We start from the raw sequence: 12,270 nt of genomic DNA, 5'->3' as shown, positions 1-12,270 counted from the left end.
GCCCCCACAGTGGACTTTCACCACCTAGATATATGCCATGCCCGGCATACAAAAAAGGATCTGTATTTCTACAGACCCTTATCTATAGCATCATGAATAATATCAGCATGATCAAAGGCAAGATCATTCATACCTATATTGATATCACCACATCTTAAATGTATTTCATCAACAATAGTGAACCATTTTGCTTCTTTGGCATCATCACCAGCTTTTGGATGAATACTCTTCTTATCTACATCTGCATAAAATGCAGTAGATACAACCCATCCGCGGGGATCTCTTCCCGGCTGACTATAAACACCTACAAGCTTCATAGACACACCTTCTATGCCTGTCTCTTCTTTAAGTTCTCTTGAAGCCGTCTTTTCAATCGGTTCATTCTTATTAGCGAAGCCTCCAGGCAGTGCCCATTTACCTATATAAGGATGTCCACCACGTTTAACCAATAGAATCTCTGTCACATCAGAATGAGCAAAGATACAAATATCAGCTGTCAGTGAAGGTTTAGGATATTTATCAGGATTATAGCTTTTTAAAAATTCTTCTTCTGTTAGACCGTTCTTATCTCTACACATTAGAAATCAACTTCTGTATCGTAGTAGCAAGCCTTTAATAAGTTTTCCATTTCTTCCTGAGTTGGAATACGTGGGTTAGAACCTGTACATGCATCAGCAATAGCGTTCTTAGCGATTTCTGGTAATCTTTCTAAGAATACATCTTCAGGTACAAATCCAACTTCAGCTGGTAAACCATCAGCACCATAGTGGTTGATACTATGTGGGATATTTAATGCATCATTCATACCTCTTAAGTATTTAATTAATAATGCAACCTTTTCATCATCATTTTCTCCACCTAAGTGCATGTAATCAGCAATTACACCATAACGTTTCTTAGCTGTTTCATCTTTTGCGTTATAAGCAATAACCTTTGGTAAGTACATAGCATTAGCTGCACCATGGATAATATGTCCACCCTGGTCTACGAAAGCAGCACCAGTCTTATGAGCCATTGAATGTACGATACCTAATAATGCGTTAGAGAATGCCATACCTGCTAAGCACTGTGCATCATGCATATCATCTCTGCAGCTCATATCACCACTATATGATTTAACTAAGTTAGCCTGGATCATTTCAATTGCATGAATAGCAAGTGGATCAGTGTAGTTACAGTTTGCAGTAGATACATATGCTTCAATTGCATGAGTCATAGCATCCATACCTGTATGAGCAACTAATTTAACTGGCATAGTTTCAGCTAAGTCAGGATCTACGATAGCAACATCTGGAGTGATTTCAAAGTCAGCGATTGGATATTTAATACCTTTATCATAATCAGTAATGATTGAGAAAGCTGTAACTTCAGTTGCAGTACCACTTGTAGATGGGATTGCACAGAAATGCGCTTTCTTTCTTAACTTTGGAATACCAAATACTTTACACATTTCTTCGAATGTGATTTCTGGATATTCATATTTAATCCACATAGCTTTTGCAGCATCGATAGGTGAACCTCCACCCATAGCTACGATCCAGTCAGGCTTGAATTCTTCCATAACTGCAGCACCTTTCATAACTGTAGTTACTGATGGATCTGGTTCGATACCTTCATATAATTTAACTTCCATACCAGCTTCTTCAAGATATTTAACAGCTCTATCGAGGAAGCCATTTCTCTTCATACTTCCGCCACCTACACAGATAATAGCTTTCTTACCTTCTAAGTTCTTAAGGTTTTCTAAGGCACCTTTGCCATGATATAAATCTCTTGGTAATGTAAATCTCATATTATATTTCCTCCTATACAATACCTTTGATGACTAGCTTTTCATCTAGTGAAAATTTTATCATAAACGCTTACATTAGTCAATGTTACAAAGGTGCTTACAGTTTAAAAAATACAATGCATATCTTTACTTTTTGCGATATTTAAGCCATTTTTTAAACTTTAAAAAAAATTAAAAAAAACAATTTATTTTTTTCTTTGATTTATATACTGAGGCACACTTATATGAATGACTTCATCCGCGCATTTGATGAGTTCAGGAGCAGCATTTTCTACAGCGCAGCTATAATCAGCTTCTTCAAACATTTCGATATCATTCTTCCCATCTCCAAATACAACCACTTCATTACATTGTAGTTTCTGTTTTAAGTATTTAATCGCATTCGCTTTAGAAGCATCAGGAGACATAACCTCTAACCACCAGTCATGAGAATACATTTCCTGATCAAAGACAGCATAATAGTCTTCCTTAAACAAATCATAGAGAGGCTTTAATTTATCATAATCATCTATCAATAATAAATAGAATATATCCCCCTCATAGAGATCTTTATAAGTATTCACAGGATGATTTCTAGGATCATCTAAATGATCATCCACAAAAGCTTTTACTCCCGCACTCATCTTATCCTTAATATAAGAGAAGTAGTTATTCTTTCCTATTTGAGAATATACAATAGGTGAGATATCATAATCCTTTACAGTGTCTAGTATAGAATCTCCTAAATAGTTTCCTAGGATCATATCTCCTTTAGGTGATAATATAAATGTCCCATTCTGGACAATTATAGGAAGCTTAAAGTTTATATCACCTATTACCTGTTTTGCGGTAATAAGAGAACGTGCAGTCGCATAGGTGATATTTACATCTTCTTCTATGAGCTGATTAATGAGTTTTAAGTTTTCTGGTTTAATCGATTTATCAGGTTCAAGTAATGTACCATCTAGATCTGTTACATAGAGTGTCTTCATAATTTCCTCCCATAAAAAAACATCATGATACTATTTTACCATGATGTTTAAGAAAAAGTTATTTTTCAAAGTATTCTGCGACTTTTTGCAAGTTCTCAATAATTGGAAGATGCTGTGGACATGCTGCTTCACACTGCCCACATCCAATACATTCACTTGCTTTACCAAATGTATGTGTTAAACGTGTATAGTATTCTCCCTGAGGTCTCCATGATTTAGTCGCTACTTCCTGTTTATCAGCATTATAGAGTGAGAAGTATTTAGGAATCGCAATATGCATTGGACAACCTTCTGTACAATAAGAACAGCCGGTACAAGGAATTTCAATACTACTATTAATAATATCAACAGCCTTCTTAATCAGTGTCTGTTCTTCCTCATTTAAAGGCTTAAAGTCTTCCATATAGCCTGTATTATCTAATAGCTGTTCCATATTACTCATACCAGATAAGACAACCTGGACATTATCTAAACTTGCCGCAAAACGAATCGCCCAAGATGGAATAGACATATCTGGATGATAAGACTTGAATGTCTCTTCTACTTCATCAGGTACATTGGCAAGTGTACCACCTTTCACTGGTTCCATTACAAATACAGGAACATGATGTCTGACTGCCGTCTCATAACATTTACGAGACTGTACGCCTTCACTTTCCCAATCTAGATAATTCAACTGAAGCTGTACAAATTCTACTTCTGGATGTTCAGATAAGACACGTTCTAATAAGTCTGCATTATCATGGAAAGAGAAACCAATATGTTTTACTAATCCTTTTTCTTTCTTATCTTTCAACCATGTGAAACAGTCTAACTCTGTATATTTCTTATAATGATCTGTTCCTACATCATGTAAGAGATAATAATCAAAGTATCCTGCACCTGTTTTTCTTAACTGTTCATTAAAGATTCTATCTCTATCTTCTTTTGTTTCAATAAAGCCTGCATGAAGCTTATCAGCTAGTGTAAATGAATCTCTTGGATGTCTATCGACTAAAGCTGTCTTAGTCGCTTCCTCACTCTTAAAGGCACAATACATCCAGGCTGTATCAAAATAAGTAAATCCTTTTTCTAGAAATGTATCCACCATTCTTTTAGTTTCTTCAATATCAATGCTACCTGCATCATTTTGATCTAATAATGGTAGACGCATTAAACCAAATCCTAATTTCTTCATATACATATCCTCCCTACATTCATTTTAACCCTAAAGTAAGGTTTAAGGGCAAGAAAAAAAGAGCTGTAACGCTCAAGATAGTAATAAATCCACACCGCACAATAGACTTAAAGCCATCATTAAAATTAACGATACTATTCTTTTTTATAAGAACCTCCTAATTTAAAATACTACATAGCACCAAAATTAATTACGCATAAGAAAACAAAAAAAAGCAACAATATGATAAGAAAAATTAAAACGCATTTTAAAACCTTTTTTGAACGACGATTTCTACTTTCCAACTGTTCTACCACTCTCGCCAGTTCAACTGCTATCATATCTTCATTTTTCTCATCAGCAACATCCGATCCTATTAATTCGCTCACAGACACATCTAATATTTCTGCCAATCTTATTAACATGTCAGCATCCGGAACTGATATCCCTTTTTCCCACTTCGAAATAGTTTGTCGCACAACGTTCAAAGCTTCTGCAACGTTTTCTTGCGTTAAGCCTTTTCGTTTTCTAAATATTTTCAAATTCTTGCTTAACATTTTGTGGCTACCTCCTTTCATTTGTTTGCTCTATATATACCGTAAATAGTTGCGTTGCACAAGCAACACATATTAACATAGCGTAATTTTATCGTATACTAGATTCTTTTTTGTAATAAAGCATCATTTTCTCTCAATCTTCGGCGTCTTTCAAATACAGAGATTTCATCATGGTGGTGCCAGGCACTATTAACAAATACTTATCCCATCTCCTTATTAATCAATCATTAAAGGAATCGCAGATAAATATTTAGAGATCCACCTTGTCGCAACGGGGCATAACATTAGGATATACCAGAAACCGAAGAAAAGGAGATGAAACAAATCAAGGAAGGGTTTAAGGGCAAAAAAAAACTCTGTATTAAATACAGAGTTTAGTGAGTCTGACCTTCAACAGTCTTGATATCTTCCTTGTTTTCACCAATAGCTTTAACAGCTGCTTCAATACCAGTTACAATCTGTTCAAGACTTAATGATGGAGCAATTGGCTTACGGTTAATAACCTGGCTAGTGATGAATGGAACATGCATGAATCCACCACGAACATCTGGATATTTATTTGCAAGTGTATAAAGTACACCATACATTAAATGGTTACATACATAAGTACCAGCAGTATTAGAAACACTTGCAGGAACACCTGCTTTACGAATTTCTTCAGCCATTGCCTTAATTGGTAATGTAGCGAAATAAGCTGTTTCTCCATCTGCGAATACTGGACCATCTAAAGGCTGATTTCCTTCATTATCAGGAATACGTGCATCATTGATATTGATTGCAACACGTTCTGGGTTTAAATCAAAACGTCCCCCAGCCTGTCCAATACATAATACAGCATCTGGTTTTTCTTTTTCAATTGCAGCAGCTACTGTATCGATAGATTTGTAGAATACTGTAGGAACCATAAGTTTTACAACTTCTACATCTCCTACCTGATCAGAAACTCTTTTAACAGCTTCCCAGGCAGGATTGATTGGTTCGCCACCAAATGGGTCGAAACCTGTTAATAATAATTTCATTTGAAAGCCTCCTTAGAATGCTAAAACGTACATTAAGATAATATGAATTACTAACATAATTAATGCAACTGGAACCTGAGTCATAATAATTCTGTATTTATTCTTAGTTTCCAGCAATGCAGCAGGCATGATATTGAAGTTTGCAGCCATAGGAGTCATTAATGTACCACAGTAACCTGCAGTTAAACCTAAAGCACCAACAACAAGAGCGTTTGCACCCTGTGCAATTAAGAATGGATAACCGATACCTACTGTAATAACAGCGAAAGCAGCGAAACCATTACCCATGATCATTGTAAATAATGCCATACCTACACAATAGAAGATAACTGCAATTAAGTGATTTCCTTCAGGGATAAGTGCACCTACACCAGCAGCGATCACAGCACCTACACCAGCTGCAGTAAATAATGAACCTAATGCAGATAATACCTGAGGTAAGATACCTGTAGAACCAACATTATCATTTAATCTAACACCATCTTTAAAAGGTGTAGATAGTTTTGGTTTAAAGATAATATATGCAACGATTAATGCAGCAGCAGCACTAATACCAATCGCATTGTTTGCACCAAGATTTGGTAAGAAAGTTGCAACTAATACGGCAACAAGAGCTAAGCATACTGGTGGGATAAATGATTTATATCCGTATTTGTCTGCATTATCACGAGTTTCCTTAGCAGTTGGGATGTGTCTTGCAGCTGGTTTTACTAAACCTAAACCAGATAATACAGCAAGAAGAACAACGATTAAACCAGTAATCCAAGTTGGAATATATGGTCCAACCATAAATGTAACAGCAATTAAGAACCAGAAAATAGCAGTAGTTACTGGCTTTTCACAGTCTTTATTAGTTAAGGCATTAAACCCTGTTGCAGCAAAGATTGCACCAATTACGCAGTAGAATACTTCTGCGATAATAGTGGCTGTATTCCATTCAATTTGTAACATTGTTATTTGCCTCCCTTTCCATACTTTTTATTAAGTTTCTTATCGAACCATAAAGCATAAGCTCCACCAACAATAACAGAAATAACTGCAATTGGAATAGACCATAATGCGATTTGGTTAGCAGTAACAACCTGGTCAATACCATGTGACTTAAATAATTCGTTTAAAGTTGCAACAATAAGTAATGTTCCTGAAGCACCCATGAAACAGTTCTGAGCAAAGAAGTTACCATAGTTTTCAGAAGCTGCAGCCATACCTTTGATCTGATCTTCTGTATCTTCATCAATATCACCATATTTCGCAATCGCAGCAGCCTGAGCCATTGGATTGATTAATGGACGGATGAACTGTGGATGACCACCAATTCTTAATGAGAATGCAGACGCAACAGTACGCACACCTTCCCAGATCACTAACAAGCGACCTGTAGTAGCATTCTTAATACCCTTAATCAAGTCTACCGCTTTATCACGTAAGCCCATACGTTCACATAGACCTACAACTGGTAAAGTTAAAATAAATAAAGTTGCTGTACGGTTAGTTAAAAAGGCTGTACCTAGTGTATTTAAAATGTCCATGATAGACATACCACTGATTAAACCTGTTACTAAACCAGCAACAACAACTGTTGCAAGAGTATCGAATTTCATTACGAACCCAATAACGACAATTACGATACCGATAAGTTTAATAGCATCATTCATATGTTTTTCCTCTTCCTTCGTAAAATTATAAAATAATTATACCAATAAATGTCGCTATATGCAAATTGATAGAGACAATATTTCATTAAAATACAAATTGAGCACCCTTACATTTTACGATATTTGAACAAACAAAAAGAGGAGCACTATAATACTCCCCATTCAATCGGCTGAATTGCCTTGGCATGTCCATCTTTCATGATGACTTTATCATCTACAATAATAGTTGGATTATGTGTCACTAAATCAAAATGTCCACGTGCATTATGACTGCCTCCTAAGGCAAGATTTCTACCAAAACCAATATGGAATGTGCCAAAAGCTGATTCATCTTCAATATAGCTGGCTCCACGACACTTAGATATTGTATTTAAACCTATTCCAAATTCTGCGGCACAATACATTTCTAAATCATCAAATGATTCTAAGTATTCTTTCAGTTTACGTCCATCTTCTGTATCTTCGATATTAGTGATATAACCATTCTCTATTTTTATTTCTACAGGTTTATCCACTATTCCTATATATCCCATTGATCCATCTAATATAAGTGTACCATTTGTATGATATTCTACTGGTGGTATATAGATTTCAAAGCTGGATGATGAACATTTTCCTACTTCCCATAGAGAACCATGGAAGATACCTGGAAAACGATCTGTGATATCAAAGGTGAGGTCTGTACCACGTTTAGTCGTAACATGTATTGTTTTTGCATCACGTAATTCCCAGAACATTGGCATACCTAACATTGTGGCTTCATCAGGATCCATTTTTAAGAATTCCTGTTCAAATAATGATTCACCATTATTTGTAGACATGGGCATGGATAAAAACTGTGCACCACGTGAAAGTGCATAGTTCACAGCATCTGTTGTAATAAATGAATAATTGGTTGCACCTACTATCGCATCTGCTTTGGCCATTTCCCATTTTAAGGCATCTATACTTTTACCATTTTGTATTTCATGTGATTTTAACTGGACAACCTTACAATTAGCACCCACATGATCACATGCTTTTGAGAAGGCATCTGCTTCTTTAAGTTTTGTTTCATCTGTCACAAAATATACTAAATTATCTTTTGTAAGATGGAGCCAGTCTTCTACAACTATTCTTGCTCCTTCATTTATATTCATGTAAAATCAACCTCCAATGCTCATTATATATAAAATCAACATTTCTTGCGATACATATGATTGAAAACTACTCAACAACATATATTGCAGTTCAAACAGATACTACTCCTTCTACTCTTGTACGTATCTCAAAGAACCTATACAGATGGACACCTATTACCAAAAGTACAACATAATAATATGTGTACCAATGATTTATCTCATCTTGTGAATGCATCACTCTATGTATCTACAAGAGAAAAATCTTATAAGAAAAACTGGCGCAATTAACAGAATCACGCCAGTTCAGTAATTCAATTCTTAAGAATGCAGAATAGAGTCTCCATTTGTTTCAATGATTTCTTTATATTCTTCATAAGAATCTTTTAGTTTTCTTTCAAGTGTTCCATGTCCATCATTAAAACGATCTACATAGACAAAACCATAACGCTTCTTCATTTCTCCAGTACCTGCAGAAACAACATCAATAGGTCCCCAATATAAGTAACCCATGCATTCAACACCATCTAAAATAGCTTCATGAACATATTTTAAATGTTCCTTGATATAGTACATTCTATATTCATCATGAATATGTCCTGTTTCATCTAGATTTTCATCTAATCCAATACCATTTTCTACAATAAAGAGTGGTAAATGATAACGATCATATAAGATATTCATCACATAACGGATACCCTTAGGATCAACTGGCCAGCACCAAGGTTCTGGTGAACATTCCTTTACAAATGGATTAGCACGTCCTTTTAATCCACCTGTATTACCATCCATACCAACAGACTGATCATATGTACTAGAACGATAATAACTAAATGAGAAGAATGCGACTGTATTTTCTTTTATTAACTGTAATTCATCTTCTCTTACTTCAGGTGCACAGTCATGTTCTCTCCATATACGTTTTACATAACCAGGAATTTCTCCTAAACAGAAGACATCACCAAAATAGAAATTATTTAATCTTACTGTATTGTATGCCCCAAAGACATTATCAGGATTGCAATCATATGGATATGTTGCAACAGATGAACATGTTAACATACATCCTACTTGTGCATCCTTATCAATCTCACGGCATAATTTAACTGTCCAGGCATTGGCTACACAGATATTATAGTAAGAAAGCCACTTATCTTTTTCAGTTGTTGACCCAATAGGATCACTTGGATCTTTTGGATTATCAATAGTCAATACTCCACCAGCTACTAGTGGGTTGATCATCATATTATTGACTTCATTAAAAGTAAGCCAGTATTTTACTTTACCCTTATATCTCTTAAATACTGTAGTGACATAACGTTTCCAGAAGTCAATGAGTTTACGGTTACTCCATCCTCCATATTCAGTAATAAGATGAAGAGGTGTTTCATAATGACTTAATGTGATTACTGGTTCCATACCCAATTCCAACATTGTTTCAATCATATCATCATAGAAAGCTAAACCTTTTTCATTAGGTGTTTCTTCATCCCCATTAGGGAAGATTCTACCCCAGGCAATAGATGTTCTAAAGCAGTTAAAGCCCATACCAGACATTAACTTTAAGTCTTCTTTATATCTGTGATAGAAGTCAATGGCTTCATGACTTAAGTATGCTTTATTAGGGTCTAAGCACATTTCATATTTCTTTGTTTCTTCATTCCATTTAATACCAGGATCCTTAGAACCAATACCCACCATGACATCAGTGACATTAGGTTCTTTACCATCTTCTAGCCAGGCACCTTCACATTGATTGGCAGCAACAGCGCCACCCCATAAAAAATTCTTTGGAAAACTCATATTCTTTTTCCCTCCTATGACTCTATTCTAATCTAAAATAAGAAAAAATATGTTGTTCTTCCTATTTATGAAAAATGTTTCTAAATATGAAAATACCTTAAAAGGCTATATGCATCATGCATATAGCCTTAACTATTATTTAATAATCTTGAAATAGTGACCTGGTTCAATCATGTCTAAGAACATCATTTCTTCTTCTTTTACATGACCACAAAGGTTTCTTTCACCATCATTTGGAATATCTCTTAATGCGATTTCTAATTCACCACGATAATGAGCTAAATTATCATTAACGATTAATACATCACCACGATGGAACATCTTCTGTTCTGTTTCACGATGTGGGATACTTTCATTCTTATACTTTACTCTACTTCCAGATGAACGTAAGAAGAATGAAGAATGATCATAACGATCCCAATGTGGATAGTAATCATAAATGATTTCCTTTTCAACATCTGATAAACCTTCTACTTCATCAATCTTGAAGCAGATGTTCTGATAATCAACTTCTGATAAAGCTTTTAATTCTTCTTCTGAAGCATAAGCATTACCAATGATAATATCATCAACATCTCCAGTTGCAAGCATTAAACGAGCCTGTAAATCAATTGGAAGACCTCTTAAGATTTCTACTGTTGGTAATCCACAGAATACATTCCAAGGACCATGTGTATGTGGCTGGTTGCTTGATACAAATGCAGCTGTATGAAGATTTAATGATTTCCAATAAGCATTGAAGTTAACGAAATAGTTCCAGTCTAAACCAGAATATCTTTCTGGGAAGAAGTTATGACAGATAATAACCTGATCCTTGTTTCCGCCCTGTTCTAATAATAATTCAACACCCTGGTCCATAGAACCGTTGAATTCAATCTGAATATTATAAGGGTTTCTAGTAACCTGGATATCTCCTGTAGTACCAAATGAACCATCTAAACGGATGATATCTACACCCATATCATGGAATGGTTTTAAATCACTATAAGTAGCTCCTAAATGTTTAAATACTTCTGGGTTAGTATCTACTGCAACAACATAACCTAAAGAATGTGCCTTATCCATGAATTCTCCAAAGTCCTTCATGATCTTTTCTTTTGGATCATTCACTGATAATAAACAAGTAAAGATTCTTGAGAAGCCATACTTAGCAGCAAGTTCTAAGTAATCATAAACTTCTTTCTGAGTTGATTTTTCAGGATAAACTGAAATTCCTAAGCGATGCATAATAAATCCTCCTATTTTTATTTTCCAATAACATTATATCATTTATACCAACAAAAACAACATGTATTTTACATGGTATAAATACGCTCTATCTGTTATGAAATGACGATTGTCAAGTGGAAATATCATATTTCTTTGATTATCGTCTTTTCGTCTTTTTTGGTGTAATTTTAATCAAGGACATAGGGCAGGAAACTTCTATACAGATTTATCGGCGGTTGGCCACTCTGTTATGCGTGGATTGGTTACCTCAGGTCAATGGTTTCGCCGCAAGTTTCTTTGTCTATTCTCGTGAATCAAATCTTTGGAATAAGAAGTGTCTACATAGATAGTTCTTGAATAACTTTAACCATCTTCTTATAGAGATTTCCTGTCCAATAGCCTCGATTCTTTTTTTGTTACTACATATTAATTTTATTACTATCAATCAAAAATTCTGTCTAATCAGTTTAAGTCTTTATATAATCAACTACATAAATCAATATGATCTGTCATAATACCCCATACAAAGCATGCAAGTTCTCTTGCAATAGCTGTTTTAGCTACATTATATTTTTTACCGCTCAAGGTCATTCGATAATATTTTCTTCTTAACCTTTCATTGGCTCTATCCGCATATGCTACTACTTCACTGCTGCATTTTTCCTGTCTTGATTTCAAATCTTTTGATTTAAATCCTACTCTTCCTCGTGTATAACCTTGTGCTGCTTCAACCAGTAATTTTCTTAAGTGATTATTCCCTGCTTTGGTGATTCCAAGCTTATTTTCATGACCTCCTGATGAGTCATCTCCAGGAATCAAGCCTAAATATGCCGAATACATGTTTCCTTTTTTAAAACGATTGAAATCACTTGTTTCCACGATTAAAGATAGTGCAGTATGCGTTTTAATCCCAATCAAACATTGCAGCTGTTGCACTTTTTCTACATATTCCTCTTTTAATGATATTTCTTCAATTTGTTTATCTAAAGT

Annotated in this window: 12 protein-coding genes; all 12 read right to left on the bottom strand. The window is 34.9% G+C overall.

Features of this window, described 5'->3' with window-relative positions; translation table 11 throughout:
• Positions 1-68 precede the first annotated feature (68 nt).
• Complete coding sequence (locus DW269_RS10810) at positions 69-578, bottom strand: NUDIX hydrolase (RefSeq protein ID WP_117459862.1); 510 nt, start codon at positions 576-578, stop codon at positions 69-71.
• Entirely contained in the window at positions 578-1,792 is a 1,215-nt protein-coding gene (locus tag DW269_RS10805; RefSeq protein ID WP_117459860.1) for an iron-containing alcohol dehydrogenase, read from the bottom strand. The genes DW269_RS10810 and DW269_RS10805 overlap by 1 nt, the downstream gene beginning before the upstream one ends.
• Before the next feature lie 185 nt (positions 1,793-1,977).
• Positions 1,978-2,763, bottom strand: a complete 786-nt coding sequence (locus DW269_RS10800; RefSeq protein ID WP_117459858.1) for a Cof-type HAD-IIB family hydrolase — start codon at positions 2,761-2,763, stop codon at positions 1,978-1,980.
• Positions 2,764-2,821: 58 nt separating this feature from the next.
• Positions 2,822-3,940, bottom strand: coding sequence for an aldo/keto reductase (locus DW269_RS10795; RefSeq protein ID WP_117459856.1), 1,119 nt, complete (start codon positions 3,938-3,940; stop codon positions 2,822-2,824).
• A 170-nt stretch (positions 3,941-4,110) separates the two neighbouring features.
• The gene (locus DW269_RS10790; RefSeq protein WP_117459854.1) at positions 4,111-4,476 is read right to left on the bottom strand and encodes a helix-turn-helix domain-containing protein; all 366 of its coding nucleotides are present in this window, start codon (positions 4,474-4,476) and stop codon (positions 4,111-4,113) included.
• A 374-nt stretch (positions 4,477-4,850) separates the two neighbouring features.
• Positions 4,851-5,495: a pyroglutamyl-peptidase I gene (gene pcp / locus DW269_RS10785; protein WP_117459852.1), complete on the bottom strand. Its 645-nt coding sequence runs from the start codon at positions 5,493-5,495 to the stop codon at positions 4,851-4,853.
• Between the two features lie 12 nt (positions 5,496-5,507).
• The gene (locus tag DW269_RS10780) at positions 5,508-6,446 is read right to left on the bottom strand and encodes a DUF979 domain-containing protein (protein WP_117459850.1); all 939 of its coding nucleotides are present in this window, start codon (positions 6,444-6,446) and stop codon (positions 5,508-5,510) included.
• A 2-nt stretch (positions 6,447-6,448) separates the two neighbouring features.
• Positions 6,449-7,150, bottom strand: a complete 702-nt coding sequence (locus DW269_RS10775; RefSeq protein ID WP_117459848.1) for a DUF969 domain-containing protein — start codon at positions 7,148-7,150, stop codon at positions 6,449-6,451.
• Positions 7,151-7,296: 146 nt separating this feature from the next.
• Positions 7,297-8,289, bottom strand: a complete 993-nt coding sequence (locus tag DW269_RS10770) for an aminopeptidase (protein ID WP_117459846.1) — start codon at positions 8,287-8,289, stop codon at positions 7,297-7,299.
• Positions 8,290-8,589: 300 nt separating this feature from the next.
• The gene (locus DW269_RS10765; protein WP_117459844.1) at positions 8,590-10,071 is read right to left on the bottom strand and encodes a glycoside hydrolase family 1 protein; all 1,482 of its coding nucleotides are present in this window, start codon (positions 10,069-10,071) and stop codon (positions 8,590-8,592) included.
• A gap of 135 nt (positions 10,072-10,206) precedes the next feature.
• Positions 10,207-11,298 (bottom strand): DUF871 domain-containing protein, encoded by a 1,092-nt coding sequence (locus tag DW269_RS10760; RefSeq protein WP_006504857.1) that lies wholly within the window; start codon positions 11,296-11,298, stop codon positions 10,207-10,209.
• 465 nt (positions 11,299-11,763) lie between these two features.
• On the bottom strand, positions 11,764-12,270 hold a 507-nt coding region (locus DW269_RS10755; protein WP_147321698.1), incomplete at its 5' end, for a transposase.

Origin of the sequence: Catenibacterium sp. AM22-6LB (assembly GCF_003435615.1) — a bacterium.
GTDB lineage: Bacteria > Bacillota_I > Bacilli_A > Erysipelotrichales > Coprobacillaceae > Catenibacterium > Catenibacterium mitsuoka_A.
The sequence above is the reverse complement of the archived record's forward strand: the minus strand, read 5'-3'. Positions and strand labels throughout refer to the sequence as shown.